Source organism: Vibrio rotiferianus CAIM 577 = LMG 21460, from assembly GCF_002741985.1.
Lineage (GTDB): Bacteria > Pseudomonadota > Gammaproteobacteria > Enterobacterales > Vibrionaceae > Vibrio > Vibrio rotiferianus.
Genome location: NZ_APHW01000025.1, coordinates 21,062 through 46,211 on the forward strand (window position 1 = coordinate 21,062; position 25,150 = coordinate 46,211).

General features: G+C 46.1%; 23 protein-coding genes. 6 read left to right on the forward strand and 17 right to left on the reverse strand.

Annotated features, from left to right (window positions below; all coding sequences use genetic code 11):
- Positions 1-157 precede the first annotated feature (157 nt).
- Positions 158-2,377 carry a GTP diphosphokinase gene (relA, locus tag B853_RS12545; protein ID WP_038885713.1) on the reverse strand — a complete coding sequence of 740 codons (2,220 nt, stop codon included), beginning with the start codon at positions 2,375-2,377 and terminating at the stop codon, positions 158-160.
- 124 nt (positions 2,378-2,501) lie between these two features.
- Positions 2,502-3,821, reverse strand: a complete 1,320-nt coding sequence (gene rlmD / locus B853_RS12550) for a 23S rRNA (uracil(1939)-C(5))-methyltransferase RlmD (protein ID WP_038885711.1) — start codon at positions 3,819-3,821, stop codon at positions 2,502-2,504.
- A gap of 192 nt (positions 3,822-4,013) precedes the next feature.
- Between rlmD and barA the strand changes: the two genes are divergently transcribed.
- Entirely contained in the window at positions 4,014-6,812 is a 2,799-nt protein-coding gene (barA, locus tag B853_RS12560; RefSeq protein WP_038885710.1) for a two-component sensor histidine kinase BarA, read from the forward strand.
- A 99-nt stretch (positions 6,813-6,911) separates the two neighbouring features.
- On the opposite strand, the gene acpS is transcribed toward barA, so the two are convergent.
- From acpS to rpoE, 11 genes are all read right to left on the reverse strand, one after another.
- Complete coding sequence (acpS, locus tag B853_RS12565) at positions 6,912-7,292, reverse strand: holo-ACP synthase (protein ID WP_038885709.1); 381 nt, start codon at positions 7,290-7,292, stop codon at positions 6,912-6,914.
- 12 nt (positions 7,293-7,304) lie between these two features.
- On the reverse strand, positions 7,305-8,036 hold the full coding sequence (gene pdxJ / locus B853_RS12570) for a pyridoxine 5'-phosphate synthase (RefSeq protein ID WP_010450273.1): 732 nt from the start codon (positions 8,034-8,036) through the stop codon (positions 7,305-7,307).
- Positions 8,033-8,764: a DNA repair protein RecO gene (gene recO / locus B853_RS12575; RefSeq protein ID WP_005426504.1), complete on the reverse strand. Its 732-nt coding sequence runs from the start codon at positions 8,762-8,764 to the stop codon at positions 8,033-8,035. The genes pdxJ and recO overlap by 4 nt, the downstream gene beginning before the upstream one ends.
- 128 nt (positions 8,765-8,892) lie before the next feature.
- Positions 8,893-9,855, reverse strand: a complete 963-nt coding sequence (gene era, locus B853_RS12580) for a GTPase Era (RefSeq protein WP_010450276.1) — start codon at positions 9,853-9,855, stop codon at positions 8,893-8,895.
- A complete protein-coding gene (gene rnc, locus B853_RS12585; protein ID WP_038885707.1) occupies positions 9,848-10,525 on the reverse strand; it encodes a ribonuclease III in 678 nt (225 codons plus the stop codon). Before rnc ends, era begins: the two co-directional genes overlap by 8 nt.
- Before the next feature lie 21 nt (positions 10,526-10,546).
- Positions 10,547-11,446, reverse strand: coding sequence for a signal peptidase I (lepB, locus tag B853_RS12590; RefSeq protein ID WP_010450279.1), 900 nt, complete (start codon positions 11,444-11,446; stop codon positions 10,547-10,549).
- Positions 11,447-11,550: 104 nt separating this feature from the next.
- Entirely contained in the window at positions 11,551-13,344 is a 1,794-nt protein-coding gene (lepA, locus tag B853_RS12595; RefSeq protein ID WP_010450282.1) for a translation elongation factor 4, read from the reverse strand.
- A gap of 127 nt (positions 13,345-13,471) precedes the next feature.
- Positions 13,472-13,942: a SoxR reducing system RseC family protein gene (locus B853_RS12600; RefSeq protein ID WP_010450284.1), complete on the reverse strand. Its 471-nt coding sequence runs from the start codon at positions 13,940-13,942 to the stop codon at positions 13,472-13,474.
- The gene (rseB, locus tag B853_RS12605) at positions 13,939-14,904 is read right to left on the reverse strand and encodes a sigma-E factor regulatory protein RseB (protein ID WP_010450286.1); all 966 of its coding nucleotides are present in this window, start codon (positions 14,902-14,904) and stop codon (positions 13,939-13,941) included. The genes B853_RS12600 and rseB overlap by 4 nt, the downstream gene beginning before the upstream one ends.
- Positions 14,901-15,527: a sigma-E factor negative regulatory protein gene (locus tag B853_RS12610; RefSeq protein ID WP_010450288.1), complete on the reverse strand. Its 627-nt coding sequence runs from the start codon at positions 15,525-15,527 to the stop codon at positions 14,901-14,903. Before B853_RS12610 ends, rseB begins: the two co-directional genes overlap by 4 nt.
- Before the next feature lie 24 nt (positions 15,528-15,551).
- Positions 15,552-16,130, reverse strand: a complete 579-nt coding sequence (gene rpoE, locus B853_RS12615) for an RNA polymerase sigma factor RpoE (protein WP_005449784.1) — start codon at positions 16,128-16,130, stop codon at positions 15,552-15,554.
- 558 nt (positions 16,131-16,688) lie between these two features.
- Between rpoE and nadB the strand changes: the two genes are divergently transcribed.
- Positions 16,689-18,296: an L-aspartate oxidase gene (gene nadB, locus B853_RS12620; RefSeq protein WP_010450290.1), complete on the forward strand. Its 1,608-nt coding sequence runs from the start codon at positions 16,689-16,691 to the stop codon at positions 18,294-18,296.
- Positions 18,297-18,686: 390 nt separating this feature from the next.
- Here nadB and B853_RS12630 read toward each other — a convergent pair whose 3' ends face one another.
- Positions 18,687-18,947, reverse strand: coding sequence for an FAD assembly factor SdhE (locus B853_RS12630; RefSeq protein WP_010450292.1), 261 nt, complete (start codon positions 18,945-18,947; stop codon positions 18,687-18,689).
- Between the two features lie 236 nt (positions 18,948-19,183).
- Here B853_RS12630 and ygfZ point away from each other — a divergent pair, with 236 nt between their 5' ends.
- The 3 genes from ygfZ to B853_RS12645 all read left to right on the forward strand — a co-directional run bounded on the left by ygfZ (position 19,184) and on the right by B853_RS12645 (position 21,470).
- Positions 19,184-20,152: a tRNA-modifying protein YgfZ gene (ygfZ, locus tag B853_RS12635; RefSeq protein ID WP_038885706.1), complete on the forward strand. Its 969-nt coding sequence runs from the start codon at positions 19,184-19,186 to the stop codon at positions 20,150-20,152.
- Positions 20,145-20,618 carry an aminoacyl-tRNA deacylase gene (locus B853_RS12640; protein ID WP_010450296.1) on the forward strand — a complete coding sequence of 158 codons (474 nt, stop codon included), beginning with the start codon at positions 20,145-20,147 and terminating at the stop codon, positions 20,616-20,618. The genes ygfZ and B853_RS12640 overlap by 8 nt, the downstream gene beginning before the upstream one ends.
- A 645-nt stretch (positions 20,619-21,263) precedes the next feature.
- Positions 21,264-21,470, forward strand: coding sequence for a DUF1107 domain-containing protein (locus tag B853_RS12645; RefSeq protein WP_005531630.1), 207 nt, complete (start codon positions 21,264-21,266; stop codon positions 21,468-21,470).
- 79 nt (positions 21,471-21,549) lie between these two features.
- Here the strand turns inward: B853_RS12645 and B853_RS12650 are convergent, their stop codons facing one another.
- The 3 genes from B853_RS12650 to B853_RS12660 are packed head-to-tail and all read right to left on the reverse strand — an operon-like array spanning position 21,550 to position 24,585.
- On the reverse strand, positions 21,550-22,758 hold the full coding sequence (locus B853_RS12650; protein ID WP_038885705.1) for an FAD-dependent 2-octaprenylphenol hydroxylase: 1,209 nt from the start codon (positions 22,756-22,758) through the stop codon (positions 21,550-21,552).
- A 28-nt stretch (positions 22,759-22,786) separates the two neighbouring features.
- Positions 22,787-23,965: a 2-octaprenyl-6-methoxyphenyl hydroxylase gene (gene ubiH / locus B853_RS12655; RefSeq protein WP_038885703.1), complete on the reverse strand. Its 1,179-nt coding sequence runs from the start codon at positions 23,963-23,965 to the stop codon at positions 22,787-22,789.
- Positions 23,966-24,006: 41 nt separating this feature from the next.
- Positions 24,007-24,585: a YecA/YgfB family protein gene (locus B853_RS12660; protein ID WP_010450305.1), complete on the reverse strand. Its 579-nt coding sequence runs from the start codon at positions 24,583-24,585 to the stop codon at positions 24,007-24,009.
- 249 nt (positions 24,586-24,834) lie between these two features.
- On the opposite strand from B853_RS12660, the gene B853_RS12665 reads away from it, so the two are divergent.
- Entirely contained in the window at positions 24,835-25,143 is a 309-nt protein-coding gene (locus B853_RS12665; RefSeq protein WP_010450307.1) for a cell division protein ZapA, read from the forward strand.
- The last annotated feature ends 7 nt before the right edge of the window (positions 25,144-25,150 follow it).

A 25,150-nucleotide genomic window follows, 5' to 3' on the forward strand; every position in this document is an offset into this window, starting at 1 on the left:
TTGTTTTCTAACTGTTTTTACTAAGTAGTTGGTTCTTCTGGCAAGGCAGCAAACTTATGAGACCCATGAGCATAGCTTGTCTATGAGATGGGGCTGGGCCGGCATTCCGGATATAAGTGCAGCTAACGCCGCTAGAAAGCCAAATACGACGTAAAAATTAGCCTAAGCGTTTAACCGACATCACATCCTTGATCTGCTCAACACGTTTCGAAACGCGCGAGAACACTTCAAGGTTGGTCACTTCAAGGTCAAAGTCCATGATCGACATTTGCGTACGGTAATCGACGCGGCTCTTCATACTGGTGACTTTGATTTTCTCGTTCGCAAACAAGGTGGTGATGTCTTTGAGTAGGCCACCTCGTTCCATTGCTTCGACGCGAACGGTTAAGATGTAAGAACCGACAAAGCCACTACCCCAAACCGTATCGATGATACGTTCTGGCGCGTGATGACGAAGCTCTTCTAGCTGCTCACAGTCACTGCGGTGAACCGAGATACCGCGGCCTTGGGTGATGTAGCCTGAGATCTCATCGCCTGGTATTGGCTGACAACAGCGCGCTAGGTGCGTCATTAGGTTATCGACACCTTCTACCACTACCGCATCTTTCTTCGGACGACTTTGCGCTGGAGCTCTGCTTTCTGCTTCTTGCAGTTTTTCTAGCGCTTGCTGGTCTTCCTCTTCTGCGGTTGGCTTATTCACCAACGCGTTGATGTGGTTGATGATCTGGTTAATACGCAAATCACCACTACCGATACCAACGTATAACTCATCGGCACTATTTACGTTAAAACGCTTCAGAGCGTAACTGTCAGCGTCTTTCAGTGTCGCGCCAATTTTAGTCAGCTCATGCTCTAATATTTCACGACCTGCTTCTAAGTTCTTCTCACGACTTTGCTTGCGGAACCATGCGTTAATCTTCGCACGCGCTCGACCGGATGTTACAAAGCCCAGAGATGGGTTTAACCAGTCACGTGATGGGTTTGGCTCTTTTTGAGTGATGATTTCGACTTGGTCGCCCATCTGCAGCTTGTGGGTGAACGGTACGATACGACCCGCTACTTTAGCGCCGATACAACGGTGCCCCACTTCGGAGTGAATGTGGTAAGCGAAATCGAGCGGTGTTGCGCCCATTGGTAGGTCGACAACGTCACCACGTGGGGTAAAGGCATACACGCGATCATCAAACACCTGACTACGCAGCTCGTCCAACATTTCACCAGAGTCAGACATCTCTTCTTGCCAATCAAGTAGCTTACGCAACCATGTGATCTTCTCATCATAACCACTGCGGCTGCTTGCACCCTCTTTGTACTTCCAGTGTGCTGCGACACCTAGCTCGGAGTCTTCGTGCATCTCTTTAGTACGAATCTGGATCTCGATCGTCTTGCCTTCAGGGCCAAGAATCACGGTGTGAATAGACTGGTAGCCGTTTGGTTTCGGGTTCGCAACGTAATCGTCGAATTCACTTGGTAAGTGTTTGTATTTGGTGTGAACCACACCCAGAGCGGCATAACAGTCTTGAAGTTTGTCAGCGATGATACGTACCGCACGTACGTCAAACAATTCATCAAACGCCAGACTCTTCTTCTGCATTTTGCGCCAGATACTGTAGATGTGCTTTGGACGACCACTGACTTCTGCGTTGATGCCGCATACGGTCATTTCTTGAGTAAGGTCGTCGACAAAGTCTTTGATGTATTGTTCACGGACAATACGACGCTCAGCCAATTGCTTCGCGATTTGCTTGTAGGTTTCTGGTTGTTGGTAGCGGAAGGCGTAATCTTCGATTTCCCACTTCAACTGACCAATACCAAGGCGGTTTGCCAGAGGCGCATAGATGTTTGCACACTCTTTTGCCGCAGCACGACAAATTTCGTCTGGCGCTTTTTTAACTTCAATCAGGTTGCAGATGCGTTCTGCCAATTTGATGATCACACAGCGGAAGTCATCCACCATCGCTAGCAACATGCGGCGAACGTTATCCACTTGAGAGGACGCTGCTCCGCCTTCCATTGTGACATTTAGCTGTCCGATGGCTGCCATTTCTTCTACGCCATCAATCAGCTTAATGATCTCTTTGCTGTATTTTTCCTCTAGCGCTTCTCTATCAAAAGCACCACTTGAGACCAAAGGAAACAGTTGCGCAGCGACGAGTGTCGCTTTATCCATCGATAAAGTGATCAAGATTTCTATCATTTCTCGACCACGCCACAACAAAAGCTCAGCCTGCTCGTGATTCGCCAAAATGGATTGGCAATCACGATACACTTCAATTAAGCGTTTTGCTGTGTTCTTCTCTTGCCCTAGGCTAGCCACCCAGTTTTCGAGTTCAAACTGTTCATCTTGGTTTAAATGCGCGCTTCTTACCGCAACCATTTCATCATCCTAATTATTATATTTGTGTGGTTTGACTAACACTATCCAGGTTAGTTCTAGTGCCAAGCTTTAAAGGCTGGCTTATTGACCACCCACCACAAGTAAGTAGCCAAAGTCTTAAAAACTAAGACTTTTCAAACAATGCCATCGATTCTAGATGACTGGTATGAGGGAACATATCCAGCATACCTAATTTGGTTAGTTGATATCCTTGCTCAAGCAAGCTCTGGCTATCCCTTGCAAGGGTAGCAGGATTACAAGAAACATAAACTACACGCTGTGCGCCAAGCGCTGAAACTTGATCGATGATCCCACTCGCGCCCGCACGTGCTGGATCGAGCAGCACTTTGTCGAATTGTTCGGCAGCCCAAACTTGGCCTTCAAAATCTTGCTCAAGGTTAGCGTGATAAAATTGTGCGTTATTGATTTGGTTCAAGGATGCATTACTTGCTGCCTTTTCCACCATTTCTGCCACGCCTTCTACACCAACCACGTGTTTTGCACGTTTTGCGATTGGTAAACTGAAGTTACCTAGGCCACAGAACAAATCTAACACTCGCTCGTCACTTTGCGGGTCTAACCACTCCACTGCCTGAGCGACCATTTTCTGGTTTACCGCTTGGTTCACTTGGATAAAGTTATTGGGCGTAAATGGCACAGTGACACCGGCTTCTTGGTAAAAAGGTACCTCACCTTCAATTAAATCCAGCTGGTCCGTTTCAGGCATCAGGTAAAGCGATGCATGATGACGCTTCGCCAATTCCACCAATGAGTTGGTTTCTTCATCTGTTAATTTACTTAAGTGACGCAATGTAATGCATGGACCATTGTCACCTAGCACCAGTTCTACATGGCCAAGTTGTTCTGGCTTCTTAAACGCTTTTAGCGTCGAGTAGATTTCTGGCAACAGCACATTCAACTCAGGCGCTAGAACCGGACAGTCCGTTACTTGCGCGATTTGCTTGCTTTGCTTCTTGCGGAAACCAAAGTGCAGCTGACGAGTCTTTTTATCTACAAATAGACTCACACGAGCACGGCGACGGTAGCCAAGAGAGTCACCCAATACAGGCGCATCTAACTCGATATCACTGCCGGCTAATTTTCTCATCAACTGACGAAGCGTATGCTGCTTATGCGTCAATTGTTGGTCATAGTTCAAATGCTGAAGGTCACAACCACCACATTCATGGTAGTGCGGACAAAATGGCTCTACACGATCGTCACTCGGTTTAAGGATTTTAATCAACTTACCACGAGCGAACTTGCTCTTTTCTTCCACCAATTGGGTTACCACTTCCTCACCCGGTAGCGCACCATCAATAAACAATGGTTTCTTCTTAAGGTAAGCAATGCCCGCGCCGTGGTGATCCAAACGCTCTACTTGCACCGCTTGGTGACGGGTATTCAGTTGCGTTTTCTTTTTAGGTTGAAAGATACGTGCCATGCTCTGTGCCTGATTTGTGTCTAATTGCTCTACTGCTTCACTATTCTAGATTGCAGCCATTGTGTGATTCGAGTGACTTGATTATGCTTACCGTTTATCCGGTGACGTCACTTCTTTGCTCAAGGCTTTATCGTGCGCTTGAGAAATAATGCGTTATTTTCCCATATCCAGACTCCGATGTAATTAGATAACATGACCAGATATGGCTTACGAGCACGTGTAATTACACTAACTCTCGCTCCCACTCTCATTATTGGTTTATTACTGAGCGGTTTTTTCTCATTTAATCGCTACCAAGACCTCGAGAAACAAGTTATCACCACAGGTAATAGCATTATCGAACCGCTTGCCATTGCCAGTGAAACTCACCTACTTTCCGAAAGTCGCGAAGCAGTTCGTCGCCTTATCAGTTACGCTCACCGCAAAAATTCTAAACTCGTTCGCAGTATCGCGGTGTTCGATGAAAATCATGAGCTTTTTGTTACTTCTAACTTCCACCCCAATTTTGAAGCTCTGATGTTTCCAAAAGACAAGCCGATCCCTCAGTTAGGCGACTCGGAACTGTTTGAGAACTCTCTCATCTTACGTGTTCCTATTCTATCTGAAGGTCATTACCTATCAGAATTCTCCAATGAGAACCAAGGCACTAAAGCCATTGGCTACATCGCGGTGGAAATGGATCTTTCGTCCCTTCGCTTGCAGCAATACCAAGAGGTGTTCTCTGCGTTCTTGGTATTGATTCTCGGCCTTGGTCTCGCGAGTGTGTTTGCCTCTCGCCTCATGCATGATGTAACCCAGCCGATCACCCACATGAAAAACGTTGTGGATCGCATTCGCCGTGGTCACCTTGATGTTCGTATCGAAGGAAAAATGCACGGTGAGTTAGACCAACTTAAAAACGGTATCAACGCCATGGCGGTCTCGCTGTCGGAATATCACGTTGAGATGCAGCACAGTATAGACCAAGCGACATCAGACTTGCGTGAAACTCTTGAGCAGTTAGAGATCCAGAACGTGGAGTTGGATATCGCGAAGAAACGTGCGCAAGAAGCGGCACGCGTGAAATCCGAATTCTTAGCGAACATGTCTCACGAGCTTCGTACTCCACTCAATGGTGTGATTGGCTTTACCCGCCAGATGCTGAAGACACAGCTATCAAACAGCCAAACGGATTACTTGCAGACGATTGAGAAGTCGGCGAACAACCTACTTAACATCATTAACGACATCCTCGACTTCTCGAAACTGGAAGCCGGTAAGCTAGCGCTGGAAAACATTCCGTTTGAGTTCCGTGAGAGCTTAGAAGAAGTAATCAATCTACAAGCCACCAGCGCGCACGAGAAAGGACTGGAAATCACCTTGAAAGTGGATCCGAAGATCCCACAAGGCTTGGTAGGTGACCCACTTCGTATCCAACAAATCCTCACTAACTTGGTCGGGAACTCCATCAAGTTTACTGAGCGCGGTAACATCGACATCAGTGTGGAGATGCGCTCACAATCCGGTGATTCGGTCGAGCTGCAGTTCATGGTGCGCGATACTGGTATTGGTATCTCCGAGCGCCAGCAAGCGCAGTTGTTCCAAGCGTTTAGCCAAGCAGATGCGAGCATTTCACGTCGCTACGGCGGTACTGGTCTTGGTCTGGTTATCACTCAGAAACTGGTGAGCCAAATGGGCGGTGAAATCAGCTTAACCAGTCGCCTACACCAAGGTTCAACTTTCTGGTTTACGCTGCGTCTGAGCTCAACAGAAATGCCAATGAGCGATCTAATTGAAGTCGAACTGCTGACAGGTAAGCAATTGCTGTTGGTTGAGCCAAACATGCAAGCGGCATCAGTGACTCAGCAGATCCTAAGCCAAGAAGGCATTCTGGTGACCTACCGCTCTTCATTGCCAGAGAACGACGAAAACTACGATTACGTCTTGTTGAACTTGGCTGCCAACCAAACCTATGACGAACAATCCGTTGCGACATGGATTGAGCAAGCAAAACGCATGGCTCCGAGTGTGATCATGGGTACGCCAAGTACGGAATTGGCACTGGCAGATCAAGTGATGAACGATCATCAGATCCAATGTCTGACCAAGCCATTATCACGTCGTAAGCTTCTGCAAAGCCTGATCACTGACCATGTCGAAACGCCTCAAGCGGTGATTGCACCAATTGAACCCGTCGAGAATGAACGTCTACCACTGACTGTACTTGCGGTCGACGACAACCCAGCTAACTTGAAGCTGATCTCTGCGCTACTGAAAGAGCGTGTAGAAACGGTAACGGCGTGCAGCAATGGTCAGCAAGCGGTGAATCTCGCAACTGAGAAGAAATATGATCTGATCTTCATGGACATTCAAATGCCATTGATGGACGGTGTGACCGCTTGTCAGCACATTAAAGAGCTTGAACTGAACAAAGACACCCCAGTGATTGCAGTCACTGCGCACGCCATGGCGGGCGAGCGTGACCGACTACTGGCTGCGGGTATGGATGATTACCTGACCAAACCAATTGAAGAGCATGTGCTGCAACAGGTTTTGGTCCACTGGAACCCAAATACCTGCACTGAGAGTGTCGACAAGATCGCGCCTTCTTATGTCGAACCAGTTGTGGAAACTGAGCCATCAGCGCCAGAAAAGCCACAACAAGATGTCATCATCGACTGGCAAGCGGCATTAAAGCAAAGTGCGAATAAAGAAGACCTCGCTAAAGATATGCTACGGATGCTGATTGATTTTATTCCAGAGGTGGAAGAAGTGGTTGATCAAGCCTTAGAGCAAGAAGACTTTTCGCGTGATGATCTTATCCATGTGGTGCATAAACTTCATGGTAGCAGTTCTTACTGTGGCGTACCGAGGTTGAAGTCACTGTGTGCAACCTTAGAACAAGCCCTGCGCTCGGGTGCGAGTATCGAAGACATCGAGCCGGAAATGTTCGAACTGCAAGATGAGATGATTAAAGTCACTACAACAGCAAAGCTTTATATCGAGCAGTAGACATAAGCGCACCTAATTCGAAATCGCATCAATAAAAAAGCCAGAGCATCGACTCTGGCTTTTTCATATTCGCTTTTTAATTAACAGCCGTCAGGTGAGTTAGGATTCTAGAATCACGGTCGCAACCGCGTAATGACGCTCATCAGATATCGACAGATGGACATGCTTCACGCCCATCGACTCTGCCATTTGCTTTGCTACGCCAGATAGGGTTAACACTGGCTTTCCAAACTCATCATTAGAAACCGTAAAGTCATGGAATGTTACGCCTTTTGCGATGCCTGTACCTAACGCTTTTGAGGCCGCTTCTTTTACTGCAAAACGCTTAGCAAGGTAGCGTCCCTTTTGTTTCAGCTCGGCAAACTTTGTCATTTCGCCTTGCGACAGAATACGTTGTGCAAACGGCTCACCTGTCCTACCAAGCGCTTTTTCAATGCGCTCAATCTCTGCGATGTCGGTACCTAAGCCTAGAATAGCCATACTTCAATCTGACTATTTACGAGCTTCAACCATGATGGCTTTCATTTCAGCCACAGATTTTTCTAGACCATCGAACACCGCACGACCAATGATCGAGTGACCAATGTTTAGCTCATAGATTTCTGGTAGAGCAGCGATAGGAGCAACGTTGTGGTAAGTCAAACCATGACCCGCGTTTACGATGATACCTAGGTCGTCAGCATAGCTTGCGCCTGCTGCGATCTTCTTCAGCTCATCTTGCTGGTCTTCCTCTGTCGTCGCGTCTGCGTAGTGGCCAGTGTGAAGCTCAATGTAAGGTGCACCACATGCTTTTGCTGCATCAATTTGTTGGCGGTCAGCATCAATGAACAGTGAGACTTTGATACCCGCTTCTGTCAGTTTTTGCGTTGCCGCTTTCACTTTTTCAAGCTGACCAACAACGTCTAGACCACCTTCTGTCGTCAGCTCTTCACGCTTTTCTGGTACTAGGCAAACGAACTCAGGCTTAGTTTGCAATGCAATCTCAACCATCTCGTCAGTAACAGCCATTTCAAGGTTCATACGAGTTTGAATGGTTTCACGCAGAATACGAACGTCACGATCCAAGATATGGCGACGGTCTTCACGTAGGTGAATCGTAATACCGTCTGCGCCAGCACGCTCTGCGATTTCTGCTGCGTGTACCGGATCTGGGTATTTAGTACCACGCGCATTACGTAGAGTGGCAATATGGTCGATATTAACGCCTAAATAGATTGAGCTCATTTTCCATTACTCCGTGCTCTGTATGTCTGAATGAATAATTCACGACTTTTTAAAGGTTTGCCGCCAAGATACGGCTTTAAGGCCATACGTGTAAAGCGTTTCGCCGCTTTTAATTGCTCTTTAGTGACGAATCGCCGCTCACTGATTGCAATCAATTCATTCCCTAGAAATGTTAGGTTGTCGCGCCTTACCGAAGCGATGAATCCTTTTTGTTCGCGATAACGGTAAGTCATCTCAGGATCGACTGGCTCGCCTGTCCCGGCACAATGCAAGAAGTCAACGCCATACCCCATCGAAGACAAAAGGGCCAATTCAAAACGACGAAGTCCAGGCTCAGGGTTATCACTCTGAGCCAGCTCAGTTAAGGCATGTAAATAGTCATGAAACAAGGCAGGCATCGGCACTTCTGCCATCAGCACGCGTCCAACCAATTCATTTACGTACATCGCAGAGTAAAGGTTTATCCCAAACAACGGTAAACCAAGGCTGATCGGCTCTGCCTGACGTAAGGTTTTCATCGAACCTTTGCCAGACCATTTCAACAATAGCGGAGTAAAGGGCTGTAATGCCCCTTTAAGATTGGAGCGTTTGCTGCGTGCGCCTTTCGCCATCAATGTGATACGGCCATATTCCTCGCTGAATACATCAAGAATTAAGCTCGATTCACTATAAGGGCGTCGGTGCAATACAAAGCAGCGTTGAAAGCCTTCTGAAGACTGGTTGCTCATTTCAATCTGTATGCCTAAGTCGGTAATAAAAAATAAGGAGCCAAGCGGCTCCTTATTCTAATCGATATTATATTTTAGTCGATGTTGGAACGAAGTGTCTTCGTTACCAAACTTACAAGCAACCAAACTTATAGATCGTCGATGTAACCCAGTGAGCGTAGTGCACGTTCATCGTCTGCCCAACCAGATTTCACTTTTACCCAAGTCTCTAGGTAAACCTTACGACCGAATAGTTCTTCCATATCTAGACGCGCTTCACGACCAATAGTTTTGATCTTCTCGCCGCCTTTACCAATCACCATTTTCTTCTGACCGTTACGTTCAACAAGAATCAGGGCGTTAATGTGGAAGCCATCGGTTTCAGGGTTGTAATCGAAACGTTCGATTTCAACGGTTACCGAGTAAGGGAGTTCTTCACCAGTAAAACGCATTAGCTTTTCACGGACAATTTCTGATGCCATGAAACGCTGAGAGCGGTCAGTAACGTACTCTTCCGGGAAGTGGTGTGTAGCTTCAGGTAAGTGGTCACGAACGTGCTTACGTAGTACGTCGATGTTCTTGCCTTGCTTTGCAGAGATTGGCACAACGTCAACAAAGTCCATCTTCTTAGACATGTCCGCCATGTGCATCATCACTTCGTTGCGATCTTGCACGTTGTCTACTTTGTTTACACAAAGTACAACTGGGAAGTTAGACTTCTGAAGCTTAGTTAGCACCATCTCGTCATCTTTGGTCCAATGTGTACCATCAACCAAGAAGAAGACTAGATTCACATCACTCAGAGATGAGTTAGCCGCTCGGTTCATCAAACGGTTAATCGCACGCTTCTCTTCAATGTGAAGTCCTGGTGTATCCACGTAAATCGCCTGGTAATCACCATCAGTGTCGACACCCATGATGCGGTGACGAGTTGTTTGCGGTTTACGAGATGTAATCGAAATTTTCTGCCCTAAGATTTTGTTCAGAAGTGTCGATTTACCTACGTTTGGACGACCAACAATAGCAATAAAGCCACAATGTTGGTTTTCTGGTGAAGTTGATTCACCGTTTGATGCGAAGAACGCATCGATATCGAATTCGTTATCAGCCATTCGTTAATTGCTCAAGTGCCGTTTCTGCAGCCGCTTGTTCTGCCTTGCGGCGGCTGGTGCCTTTACCGATTACAGGCTTATCCACACCTGCTACGTCACACTCAACCGTGAATTCTTGGTTGTGCGCTTCACCTTTAATATTAGTCACTGTGTAGACAGGTAGTGGTTTTCTTCTACCTTGCAGAAACTCTTGTAGGCGAGTTTTCGGATCTTTTTGTGATACGCCAGGCTTGATTGCCTCAAGACGTGAGTTGTACCAGCTCAGTACAATACTGCGTACAACTTCAATATCACTATCAAGGTAAATTGCACCAATAATGGCTTCTACCGCATCGGCTAGAATAGAGTCTCGGCGGAAACCGCCACTCTTCAATTCACCTGGACCTAATTTTAAATAATCTCCTAGATCGAATTCACGACCTAGCTCCGCCAATGTGTGCCCACGAACCAAAGTCGCGCGCATGCGACTCATGTCACCTTCGTTCACTTTCGGGAAACGATGGTACAGATCATCAGCGATGACAAAACTTAAAATTGAATCGCCCAGAAACTCAAGACGTTCATTGTGCTTGCTATTGGCGCTGCGGTGAGTCAGCGCCAAGTTGATAAGCCCAGCATCCTTAAATTGGTAGCCGAGCTTTCTCTCTAGTTTCTCAATTGGAGAATTCATACTCTCTCGATATTTAAATGGTTAGTGAATACCACCGATGCGGTTGAAACGCACACCAGTTGGAATCCAAGAAGGTAGAACGCTATCTGCGCCACGTTCAAACTCGAAGCTGATCCAAATCGCGACAGCTTTACCGACTAAATTAGCCTCTGGAACAAAGCCCCAGAAACGACTGTCCGCACTATTATCACGGTTATCACCCATAACAAAGTACTGACCTTGAGGTACAACCCATTCACTTGTGCCGCTACGAGGGTAGTAGTTCTCCACTCGGTTGCGGACGATAGGGTTAACCAAGATTTGATGTTCAACGTCACCCAACTTTTCATTCATCTGAATCAGAGGAATGCCATTTTGGATAAATTGACTCTCTTCAACATTGCTCAGTTTAACTGGCTTACAAGCTGACTCACCTTTCGATTGAATACAAATTTGCTTGTCTGAAGAATAACGAACCGTATCACCAGGTAAGCCAACAACGCGTTTAATGTAGTCAATGTTTGGCTGTGGTGGGTACTTAAATACAACGATATCACCACGCTCAGGTTTGCCTGTTTCTACTAGCTGATGACGCCACACTGGATCTTTCAATCCGTACGCGTATTTCTCCACCAAGATAAAATCACCGACAAGTAGAGTTGGCATCATTGAGCCTGACGGGATTTGGAACGGTTCATAGATAAAAGAACGTAATACCAGAACAAATGCAATTACTGGGAAAATAGAGACACTATTCTCTACCCACCAAGGTTGGCTTTCTACTTTTTGCAGTGTCACTGCATCCAGACCGTTTGCCGTTTGCGCTTGAATCTCTGCTACTTTCGCTTGACGTTTTTTCGCAAACACCAACTTTTCCAGTAGCCAAACTACGCCAGTTACCAAAGTCACGATAACTAGAATCAGTGAGAATGTATTCGCCATTAAATTCCCTTATCTAAAAATACGAAAGTGAAAGAGCCGAAACCCTTTCACTTATTTTACTATCTAACGTCTTATGACAGACAAGAGTACGAGATAGTTCAACTCTAGTCTTTACCAACGTGAAGAATGGCTAGGAACGCTTCTTGAGGCAGCTCTACGTTACCGATCTGCTTCATACGTTTCTTACCTTCTTTCTGTTTCTTCAGAAGTTTCTTCTTACGGCTCACGTCACCACCGTAACATTTCGCGATTACGTTCTTACGTAGCTGCTTCACTGTAGAACGCGCAATGATGTGGTTACCGATAGCCGCTTGGATCGCAATGTCGAACATCTGGCGAGGGATGAATTCTTTCATCTTCTCAACAAGCTGACGACCACGAGTCTGAGACTGATCTTTGTGCGTAATCAGTGCTAGCGCATCCACTTTATCACCGTTCAGTAGAACGTCTACACGTACCATGTTCGATGTTTCAAAACGTTGGAAGTTGTAATCCAGAGACGCGTAACCACGTGATGTCGATTTCAGACGGTCGAAGAAGTCCAGTACTACTTCCGCCATTGGGATGTCGTAAGTAATCGCAACTTGGTTACCGTGGTAAACCATATCCACTTGCACACCACGCTTCTCAACACAAAGTGTGATTACGTTACCTAGGTAGTCAGAAGGTACTAGGATGTTACAGCGCGCGATAGGCTCACGGATCTCTTCAATGTCGTTAACCGCTGGCAGTTTTGCCGGGCTATCAACGTACATTGTCTCACCGTTAGTTTGCTCTACTTCGTAAACTACGGTTGGTGCCGTTGTAATTAGGTCAAGATCGTATTCACGCTCTAGACGCTCTTGGATGATTTCCATGTGCAGCATACCAAGGAAACCACAACGGAAACCAAAGCCAAGTGCTGCTGAGTTCTCTGGCTCATAGAATAGCGATGCATCGTTTAGGCTTAGTTTGCCTAGTGCGTCACGGAAGTTTTCGTAATCGTCAGAGGATACAGGGAACAGACCTGCGTATACCTGAGGTTTTACTTTCTTAAAGCCAGGTAGTGGCTTCTCGCTGCCGTTCTTCGCCAGTGTCAGCGTATCGCCTACTGGAGCACCTAAGATATCTTTGATACCACAAACAACCCAGCCTACTTCGCCCGTATTTAGAACATCAGTGTCCACTTGCTTAGGCGTAAAGATACCTAGGCGGTCTACGCCCCAAGTTTGACCTGTGCTCATTACTTTAATCTTGTCGTTTTTCTTCAGTGAGCCGTTTTTAATACGAACCAAAGAGACAACGCCAAGGTAGTTATCGAACCATGAGTCGATGATCAGTGCTTGAAGTGGCGCTTCAGGATCACCTTCTGGTGCTGGAATTGCTGATACGATGTTTTCTAGAACGTCTTCAACACCTAGACCTGTCTTCGCAGAACAGCGGGTTGCTTCCATTGCATCGATACCAACGATTTCTTCAATTTCTTCCGCTACACGCTCAGGATCGGCTGCTGGTAGGTCAATCTTGTTTAGGATTGGCACAACCTCAAGATCCATTTCGATCGCGGTGTAACAGTTAGCTAGCGTTTGAGCTTCTACACCCTGACCTGCGTCAACCACCAGTAGCGCACCTTCACAAGCGGCTAGAGAACGTGATACTTCGTACGCAAAGTCAACGTGTCCCGGAGTATCGATGAAGTTCAGCTGGTACGTTTCACCGTCTTTAGCGGTGTAGTTTAGCGTCACACTCTGAGATTTAATGGTGATACCACGCTCACGTTCAAGATCCATAGAATCAAGAACCTGTGCGGCCATTTCACGATCGCTTAATCCACCACAAACTTGGATTAGACGGTCAGATAGGGTCGACTTACCATGGTCGATGTGGGCGATAATCGAAAAGTTACGAATGTGCTTCATAGATTTATGGGTGACTAACTCTTTACAAATAGGGACATAAGAAAGCTGTCGTTTGACGGCATTTCAATCAAGTTGGCAGATTCTACCCAATTTCGTTAACGGGCGCACCTTATTTAGAGTGTAGGACTCATTGAATGGGCTCACCAAGAACTCGAATCAAAGTAACTTGCCGTTTTGACTCGTCTTCCAGTGGACGTGACACGCGTTTTGCAAGCCACATACCACCAGCAGCAAATAGCACTGAAGATAGAATGACGATTCCCTCACCACCAGAGGTAAGAGGCGCTAACAGGAAGTGGCCGATAATAGCGCCAATAATCAAACCAAAAAGAGGGAGGAGGTAGACTGCCATGGCTGATTTGATAAGGCTTGATTCAGGAAAACCTATTTCCACAACCTGACCAACTTTAACGGACTTTCGAGTGCGCAAATGCCATGACAATGTTTTATTTCCCATTGCTTTGGTCACCACGCCTGTGCCACAACTTTTTTGCGACGAACAGCTGCTGCAACTGGTTTGTTGCTCGCAGCTAAGATCGATATCATATTGCTGACCGTGACGATGAACACCCGTCACGGTAGCAAGTGCAGTCATCATGGTTGTTCACTCTTTGTTACATCAAAAGTAACCGACTGCGCAATTCTTTGCGCTGTTGCAGGGGGAATATCACCAACAACAGAAATCTCATGTTCACCTTTAATGAAGCTATGCAATGTACGACGACCTTGACGAACCAGTTGTCCCTTTAAGGAGTGCTGGTCTTTTTTAGCAACATAAACAGAGAAGTTGAATAAGCCATCAGAATATAGTTGGCTCTCCACCATTTGGTCTGTCACAGCCATGCGGTAGCGGTTCAACTCGTTAGGCTGAAAACCTTCTGGCGTCCAACCAACATGCCAATTACTCGTACCTATATCGCCTTTTGGCATTGTTAATACGGCTGGCAATTGAACATCTTGTAGGCCACTCATTAACTCGGCAATTTTTGGATTTACCGTGTAAGAAATCGCCCTGTACTGCTCAAGCATCTCACCATCACGATCAACTAAATCAGCACGCAAAGGCAATTTACTTTTTTCATCTATCCAAAGCACATATGAATAACGTAAGCCATCTTTCGGTACAATTCTCAGTACTTGTGTAGGTACTCCCGCTTCTCGCGCTCGGCCGATTTGTACATAGTCATAATACAAATTGAGCTCATCGATGTCAGTGTTCAGCATAGGCATGATCGGAGCCACCATTTTACCTGATTCAATGGTAAAAGGTTCTGCACCAGTCTCGACATAACTGACTTCTCGCCCACGTCTAATCACTTCACGTACAGGACCACTTAGATAGACTAAGTGAGCATATTGCTCTTCACCATGTGGCGCATGACGATACAACAAAGGCTCGATGCTGTTCTTTTTGATAAGGATGTATGAGAGCTCGTAGCTTAGGGTTTGGCTCGCTTCGCTCATTTGATGCAATAAAGCCTCCGCTGGCTTGTCACCAGCAAAGGCTTGTGGAGTCATCATACTGAACAGAGCGCAAGCGCTGATCAGAAGTTTCTTCATTCAATATCCGGAGTCAGGGAAGCACCTTGCTCAGAAGCTTCACTGTTAATTCTTAACTGCAATTCGTAGTCACGCAGCATAGCATGAACGCGTTTACGTTGCTCTTGCATATTCGCTTCACCAACAGAACGCTCTACGGATTCACGAGTTAAACTCACTGGTTCTGCACTACCGGCAAATGGAATAGTCTGCAAGACTGGTAATTGTTCAGCTTGCGGAAGTGACGGATCGCTCCCTCCATATTGCTGAACACCGAGTATCACCGCTAAAGACACACAGGCAGCCACTGCAACTTGACCAAACTGCGTTAACCAAGCAGGAAGCTGACGCTTAGCTTGTTGTGGTTCAGGTTGTGACTCTCTAGGTGCATCACCAATTGAGATTACGTTGGCACTGTGCGTATCGATGGCACGATGTGCTGGCTCATCTTCTAATGCTAACGCTACGCTTTCAGCAATATTCCACTCAGGCTTTGCTGGTGCTTCACCTCGCATGACATCACCAATCAGATGATAATGTTGCCAAGCCTCTAGACTATCATGGTCTTGCTCTATCTCTTTGATAAGAGCCTTATCGACCAGTTCACCATCCATGAGAGCTGAAAGTTTTTCTTTGTCAGCCATTATTTTCACCATAGTTAACTTGTACTAGCGCTGTAAAAGAGGTTTGATTTTCTTTTCCACCGCTTCACGAGCACGGAAGATACGAGAGCGTACCGTTCCCACCGGGCAATCCATTACTTCAGCAATTTCCTCATAACTTAAGCCGTCTAGCTCACGTAGAGTCATTGCTGTCTTTAAATCTTCAGGTAAAGCTTCAATTGCACTGAACACTACCCGTTGCAATTCTTTGGACAACGTTAAGTTCTCAGGGTTCGAAATTTCTTTTAAAGCGTTACCTGTCTCATAAAATTCAGCTTCTTCAGCATCAACATCCGTTGCTGGAGGTCTGCGCCCCTGAGCTACGATGTGATTTTTCGCAGTATTCACAGCAATGCGGTACAACCATGTGTAGAACGCACTTTCTCCACGAAAACTCGGGATAGCTCGGTAAGCTTTAATAAATGCTTCTTGTGCTACATCTGGAACATCACCAGGATTACTTACGTATCTGGAAATAAGGTTACATACCTTGTTCTGGTACTTAGTTACCAGCAGGTTGAATGCTTGCTTATCGCCATTCTGAACTCGCTCAATCAATACTTGATCGGTCAGCTGCTCGTTCATTCGAGCGGATACTCCTATTTGTTATGCCCCTACTCTTCTCAGATATGGGTACTAATTATGCAAAACGTAGTATTGACACCACTGCTTACTTGAGCACTATTGTGACTCTGGTGTGAATGAGAAGTTCCATGGTTTTTCAATTTTTTCGTCATGGCAATTTCACAACGTGATGTCGATATCCTATTACGCTCCCAAAGCCCTGCTTACACGATGCGCTAACAGGCATGCATCTGAGTGTGACTTGGTATAATGGACGAACTTTACCCTAGATTGTGCTGGGTCAAGTTCAGAAAAGCAATGGCGTTGACAAACTATTACTTTTCATTTGCATAGCTAAAGCAAACAAGGCAAGACCTCCAATTAGAGAGCGTCTGCGCCCTGTGATTACAAACAAAGCGTACGTAATTACACAAAGAAAGAAGAGTGGCTCAAGCCACCAATAACATTTGCAATGATTTTAGCCTTTTGGCGACGGATGTCGTAAACATGGAATGCACATGAAGTGCAAACAATACACAAGGTAACCCTTTTACCTTAGCTTGGGATCAGAAAAGTTTTATGAACATGAACCGTGAACACGAATGTGATGTGTTAGTGGTAGGGAGTGGTGCCGCAGGCTTGTCGTTAGCATTGCGAGTTGCCAACCACTGTAAGGTTATCGTATTGAGCAAAGGCCCACGAAGTGAAGGCGCAACGTATTATGCTCAAGGTGGTATCGCAGCAGTATTTGATGAATCCGATACTATCGAATCTCATGTAGAAGACACCCAAATCGCGGGTGACGGTATCTGTGATGAAGATACTGTAAAATTTATCGCCGAAAATTCCAAAGAGTGCGTTCAGTGGTTAATCGATGGTGGCGTGCCGTTCGATCGTGAAGATGATGACTCCGACGATGAACCACGTTATCACTTAACTCGCGAAGGCGGTCACAGCCGTCGCCGTATTTTGCACGCTGCCGATGCAACTGGTATGGCAATGCAAACATCATTGCAAGACAACGCACACAATCACCCAAACATTCATGTCTTTGAGCGTCATAACGCGCTCGACTTGATCACTGAAGATAAAGTCGGGGGAGACAAGAGCAAAGTTATCGGTGCTTACATTTGGAACCGTAACGAAGAACAGGTAGAAACTGTTAAAGCAAAGTTTGTGGTACTTGCCACTGGCGGTGCTTCAAAAGTTTACCAATACACCTCTAATCCAGATGTATCTTCCGGGGACGGCATTGCCATCGCATGGCGAGCAGGTTGTCGTGTAGCTAATATGGAATTCAACCAGTTCCACCCAACCTGTCTTTACCACCCAGAAGCGCGTAACTTCCTGCTAACCGAGGCTCTACGTGGAGAAGGTGCATATTTACGTCGACCAGATGGATCTCGCTTTATGCCGGACTTCGATGAACGTAAAGAACTTGCTCCACGAGATGTCGTCGCTCGCGCTATAGACTTTGAGATGAAGCGTTTGGGTGCCGATTGCATGTACCTAGACATCAGTCATAAGCCTGCTGATTTCATTACCAAGCACTTTCCAACCATCTACTCTCGATTGATGGATTTGGGCATCGACATGACCAAAGAACCAATCCCAATTGTTCCGGCCGCACACTACACGTGTGGTGGCGTAATGGTTGATCAAAACGGCCATACCGACCTAAAGAACCTATACGCGATTGGTGAAGTAAGCTACACGGGCTTGCATGGTGCAAACCGTATGGCTTCAAATTCACTATTAGAGTGTGTGGTGTACGCATGGTCAGCAGCCAAAGATATTCTTAAACACCATACCGAGGTTCAGATCACCACTAAGCTCCCATGCTGGGATGAGAGTCAAGTAACCAACAGCGACGAAGAAGTCATTATCCAACACAACTGGCATGAGTTACGACTTTTCATGTGGGATTACATGGGTATCGTGCGTACTGATAAACGCTTGGAACGCGCACTTCGTAGAATTCAAATGTTGCAACAAGAGACGCATGAGTACTACAGCCATTTCCGTGTATCAAACAACTTGCTAGAACTGCGTAACCTATTGCAAGTGGCTGAGTTAATGGTGCGCTGTGCAATGCAACGAAAAGAGAGCCGAGGCCTGCACTACACTTTGGATTATCCAAATCAGTTAGAAAATAGTGGCCCGACGATCCTAACTCCTAACAAATAGTACTAAGCGGGAGCTTTGACTCCCCTTTGCCACTGTCTGAGAATCAGGCAGAGTTGCCGATATTGCCGGTCGTCACACCCATCTCGCCACACATTTACCCGCCTACCACATTCAGTGACAAACGTAACCTTAAGAGCTTTGGCCGATAGATCCACTTTCATCAATGAAGAGGTCAACCTTTCACATTTCACAATGCCATTTCGATGGATAAACCACTGGCCTAAGCTAGGCTTTGCCACAAAGCCAGTACGATAGTGATACTGAAGAACCAGTAATAACAAATAAATAGATAATGAGAGTGGAATATTAGAAAGGACAGTCGCCCAAACCAAACCAGATAAAACCATCAGATTTAAGATTTGGGCACTTAATGAGGAGGTAACGGTGCAATTAACGAACTTTGCTGAGGTTGTGAGCGACAATTTTATCAACCATCGACGCATGACCTAGGTTTTCACTACGACCATGCCCCATTACCCACGTAAATAGATCTGGATCATCACATTCTAGTAGTGAGACAAAATCACGCTGCTCTTGTTCACTCAGAGCATCAAAGCACTCTTCAAAAAACGGCATAATCACCACGTCAAGCTCAAGCATGCCACGACGACAAGCCCATTTAATACGCGCCTTTTCTTCCGCAGTGTACATTCAGTATTCCTTCATAGATGTGTAGTTCTTAGTGCGGAGTGTAACAAGGGATGTGCGACGTCACTAGTGTGCGGGTCACAATATATTGCCAAGTCACTGCAAATCCTGATCGCATTTAGTAAACAAACGTTCAACTGAGTCAAACACCTCAAAATTGAGTGGGTATATTGAGTGCTGACAAATGCCGATTCTGCAATTAACATAGCTGAAAAATATCTTCAAAAGGCATTGTAATCATGGAATGGCAAACTCGCTTTTCACCGCTGAACTTATCGACACAAGACGCACTACCTAAGCTGTCTATCTCGCTATTGGATAACCTGGGCATGATCACCATGGTCGGTGACGACAAGAAGTCCTACCTACACGGTCAAGTTACTTGCGATGTGGTTTCTCTCGAGAAAGACCAATCAACATTGGGTGCACATTGTGATGCGAAAGGTAAAGTATGGAGTGTTTTCCGCCTATTCCACCATAACGATGGCTACGCAATGGTTCAGCCGAAATCAGCGATTGAAGTGGAACTGAAAGAAATCAAAAAATACGCGGTATTCTCGAAGGTGACCATCGAAGAATCAAGCGAAGTAGTACTGGGTGTTGCTGGTGAGAATGCAGATGCGTTCATCTCAACACTAAATGCTGATTCCGGCGACGTACTTGCAATTGAAGGCGGCACAGCTGTCAAAGTAGCTTCAAACCGTTGGTTGCTTGCGCTTACAGCAGACGCAGCACAATCTATAGTTGAAAACAGCCAAGCAACACTGACCACAAATGAGCTTTGGACTCGTTTCGATATTGAAGCTGCACTACCATACGTGGCAGCAGACGCTCAAAACGAGCACATTCCGCAAGCACTAAACGTACAAGTGCTCGGTGGTATCAGCTTTACGAAAGGCTGCTACACAGGTCAAGAAACCGTAGCACGTGCGAAATACCGCGGCACCAACAAACGTGCAATGTACATTGTTAAAGGTGCAACCGCTGAAGCCTTAGGTGAAGGTGCGATTGAATTGGAGCGTAGTGTTGGTGAAAACTGGCGTTCAGTAGGCGCATTGCTCACACATTACCAATTCAGCGACAACCAAGCGATGGGTCTCATTGTATTACCAAACAACCTAGACGATGACACTCGTCTGCGCTTGGTTGCTCAACCAGAGTGTGAATGGGAAATCGCAGCGCTACCGTACAGCCTTGACGATGAGTAATACCATTCATACCCCTTTGATGCAGTTTTTAGCGGACCAGAACATCGAATTCCGCCTTCTTCCTCATCAAAGACCTGCAATGACCATTGAAGATGCCGCGCAACAGCGCGGCATTCGCCCTTCTCAAATGGTCAAAGCAATCCTTTTGCGCGATATGGGGAACCAATACGCACTTGCCTGCGCGCCAGGTGACCGCAGTGTTGATCCAAAGAAAGTACGCGCCCTACTGCAATGTCGTCGTATGACGTGTGTTGATCAAGCGGACGTAGAAGCCATAACAGGGTACAAGATTGGCACTGTCACTCCACTGCTATTGAAGCGCTATATGCCGATCGTATTCGACCCAAGCTTGCTCGAAGAAACAGAAATCACCATCAGTAGTGGTGATCGCATGGCAGGCTTAGCGCTGTCCATCGATGATCTAATCCAATTGTGCCAACCAACCATGGCTGATATCTGCCGCTAACATGTAATCAAACGCAGGATTCTCACTCCTGCGTGATCTCACTCATATCTCTCCGATTACACCAGAGAATCTTTAGTCATTTTTAAAACATAAATAGTCACAAGTGAAAAACTCGTATATGCTGAATTTGTTGGTTAAGTTTTCAACAACAACTCAGCCAACGTAAAGTGAATCTGCTGACCAAGTGACAATGTTCATAACGTCAGATATCCACTTTTGTGTAATGCATCTGTGACTATTCGCCCGCCATTGCGGGCTTTTTTTTGAACTTACCTCAGCTTTCTATCTCTAACTCTATAAATAAGAAACGTTTGCTATGTGAGTAGCCTTTTAGTTTGTGCACGCTAATGGCCAATTTAAAACCTTCAGCAAACAATCATTTTCCTTCTATTCTTAATTCTGTAACAAAGCTATTGCTTAATGCTCACACTTGAAGGAGAAAAGAGAACAAGTTGGTTCCGGCGTACATATTTTTTTGGGGTAATCCTCACGTTAAATAAGATATGACACTGTCAAATTGTCGATGACAGCACAAATATCTAAAGCCATCGTTCTAACCTGTACTTAATACCATTGCTGTCACAATAATTTTTGCGTCAGAAAAGTAGAATACTAACGCTAGGTAAGAGATAAGGAAGAGTAAATATGAGACTGTTTAAGCGCTATACACCAGGTATGATTGCTAAACACATAAGTCGTCTTTTTAAGGGAAGAATCTATATTTACGGAGTCGGTAAGTTCGAGTTTGATAACGGAAAATTGATACTGCCAGAGAAAGCTGAGAAGCGTCACTTTCAGGCAGTAAAAGAGATTAACCAAGAGATTATGAAGCTCAGATGCGCATACGCTTAGCTTAAAACATCGATGTAATAAGAAAGGCTGGATTAACCAGCCTTTTTTGTGTCTTTTATTCGCCAAGCGAGAGAGGCGTTTATTGACGCGCTAGTTCCGGCAAATTGCCTTTCAACCCCAATGCACGTTTCATGATTTCGTCTTTTGCACCGGGCAGTTGCCCTGCTAGGCTCAAACCAATACCACGAACCAGCTTCTTGGCAGGATTCTCACCGGAGAACAGGTCACGGAAGCCTTGCATTGCCGCTATCATTTTTGCTGCTTCAGCTTTACGCCAGCGTTCGTAACCACGCAGGTTACGTTTGGATCCAATGTCTTGTCCTTGTTTCCACAACGCCAACACTTCTTGTGCTAAGCTAGCTGCATCCAATAAACCAAGGTTTACCCCCTGCCCTGCAAGTGGGTGAATGGTATGCGCTGCATCGCCAACCAACGCCACGCGTTCAACCACAAAGTCACGTGCGTAACGCATCTTAAGTGGGAATGCCGCACGTTCGCCAACCACTTCACACAAACCTAAACGCACATCAAACTCACTAGTTAATGCTTTATTGAACTCTTGTTCGTTCATCGCCAACAGTTGCTCTGCACGATTTGGTTCGGTTGACCAAACAATCGAACACATGTGTGGGTCAGACATCGGAAGGAACGCCAATGGACCATGCGGTGTAAAGATCTGGCGCGCAACGCTGCTGTGCGGATCAGCGGTTTTTACGTTCGCAACAAGTGCGCTATGACCGTAATCCCAATGTGTCAGAGGGATATCCATTTGGTTACGTAGCCAAGAGTTTGCGCCATCTGCACCAACGACCAACTTAGCTGTCATAGCTTGACCATTGTCGAGCGTTAGCCAGCTTTCTTGCTCACCGACCGCAAGTGTTGCACAACGAGCAGGCATAAACAGCGTTACGTTATCCAGCTTTTGTACTTGCTCTAACAACGCTAACTGAATCACACGGTTTTCAACGATATGACCGAGATCCGGCTGAGCCATGCTTTGCGCATCAAATGCGATATTGGCGAAGCTGTCTTGCTCCCATACTTCCATCGCGTAGTACGGTGACGCTCGACGCTGCTCAATGCCTTGCCATGCACCAAGGTTGCGAAGGATAGTTTCACTTGAACGACTTAACGCCGATACGCGAACGTCTGGCAGTTCATTTAAGGTGTCGTTTGGTACTGCGCCTTCGATAACGGCTACACGCACGTCACTATCCTTAAAAGCGGCAGCCAATGCTAAACCTACCATTCCACCGCCGATGATGGCGATATCTACACTTTGCATCATTGCTTTTTGTTACCTAATTCGTTGCCGTTTATCGTTTCACTAAGCCAAGTGTATGGCGTAGCAGCGGCTGCTTAAAAGTAGAAAGGTTATCCATCGTTGCGAGGGCAAGGTTACGCCCGATTCGCATCGCAGGTAAATCATTTGAGAAAATATGCACCAGAGAGCTTGTTAGCCAAATCGTTTCGCTGCGATCGTCTTCACGGCGTTGGCTAAATCGCATTAATCCTTGATAACAGCCTACATCTTGGCGTTGCTTAACGAGCTCTTCCGCTAGCGATGCCACATCGCGAATACCAAGGTTGAAGCCTTGCCCTGCAATAGGGTGTAGCGTTTGTGCAGCATTGCCGACAATAGCAAAGCGGTGCGAAATGTTTTGCTTACGATGACGCAGAAGAAGTGGGTAGCTCGCGCGTTGTCCAACTTTTTGCATCGCTCCTAGTCGCCAGCCAAAATCGCTCTGCAAGCGCTCAAGAAACTCTGCATCGGACAAGTTCACCACGGTTTGCGCCTCTTCAGGACGCAAACACCACACTAACGACATACGGTTGTCACTCATCGGCAGTAGTGCGACGGGACCATTCTCGGTAAAACGTTCAAAAGCGCGACCTTGATGAGGCTCTTGCGTCACAATATTCGCAATCACTGCCACTTGGTCGAAATCATGCTCAGACAGCTCTAAACCGATTTGCTGACAACATTGTGATACTGCGCCATCGGCAGCAACCAGCAACTTCGCTTCCAGCTTCTCACCGCTGCTCAGTTCAATGTGTGCTTTGTCTTGCTCACGCTCGATGTTCGCAACCGAATCAGGGCAAAACAGAGTGATCGCCTCACTCTTATCTAAAAGATCTTGGTAGACACGGCCGACATCGGCGAGTTCCACTACGTAACCAAGCGCTTCAACGCCAACTTCTTGCTTGGTAATCTCGGTCATTCCCGCATGAGAGCGGTCAGAAACATGAATATGTTCAATTGGGGTAGCACAAGGCTCGATGGCAGACCACAACTGTAAGTGACGCAGAATATTGACCGTGCCGTAAGACAGGGCAATCGAGCGAGAATCAAACCCCGGATGTTCTTCCGACAGGGCTTTAAAAGGCTCGACTACTGCTATTTGCAGCGCACCTTTGGATAAACGATCGATTGCTAATGCAAGCGTAGCACCTGCCATAGCACCACCAGCAATTACAACGTCATATTGCCTCATGCTAACCTCTAGAAGCTGTTCGATGATTGGAAACGATGTGTTTAATGAATCGTTGGTTTGTTTTCATTACTTTCTGGACGAGCTCCGAATTCAGCATGAATAGTAAGTACGCACGCTTTTATGTGTTCAATCACTTGTTCTAGCAATTGAGCTTGCTCACCTAGGTCATCATCTTCATCAATGCCTAACTTCGCGATTTCTTCTAGATCAGCCAATGCCTCTTTTACATCATCGGACGCTTTGTTCAAGGCAATTCCAGCCAGGCCAAGTCCAGAGATAAAGTGATTAACGAAATCTGATACGCTATCCGCTAAAGCGAACAAGCCCTCTTCACCGACTTCATCAGGAAGCAGCAAAGATAATTCCATTGACGTACCAGTGAGTTCATCTACAGTCACTTTGAATATACTTTGTGCTAACGCAAGTGCGGTTGTCGGCCACCCCATGCCATCATTAGTGTAATCAAACAAAATTGGTTGCCAGGTCTGGTCGTTGATCGCCAATCCACCGCTTAGCATACCAACAAGTAAACCGTGTAATTCTGCCGGCGTTACTGCAAGACTTGCGGAACTTAGCTCAGCAGCGATGGATTGGTATTCAGGGAGGGTGATTTCACTCATAATCTTGGCTCATTCTTCATAATCGTGTTTTGATATATCCTACCATCAAGCATAGTTCGCTGAAACGGCAATCAATTTCAAATTTGACCACCATTTATCCAATTTGCCCATTTCCTGTGTCATCACTTCATCATTTAACAATCTAACGAGGGAAATGCTTGAATCTTAATAGAGGTTTTCCTATAGTTTCCCCCTCGGTAGTTGTAGACAACAATACCTTAGATAGCGTGATAACAGAGTTTATTCATCATGAGCAACCAAGCGGTCGACGTTGAAATTCTTGGCAAAATGACACGAGTGAATTGTCCTGCTGGACAAGAAGAATCGCTCATTGCTGCGGCAAAAGATCTCGATCGTCGATTGAACGAGATGAAAGAACGTACTAAGGTAAGCAATGAAATTCAGCTACTGACTTTTGCTGCATTGAATATTAGCCACGAACTTCAAACTAAATCCTATGAAGCTAATGGCCAGCAGCAAGAAATCACTGAGCGAATGGAAGAGCTCACTGCATCGTTAGACGATGCACTTAGCAAAGTAAAGCAAGGACAGCAGTAATTACCAA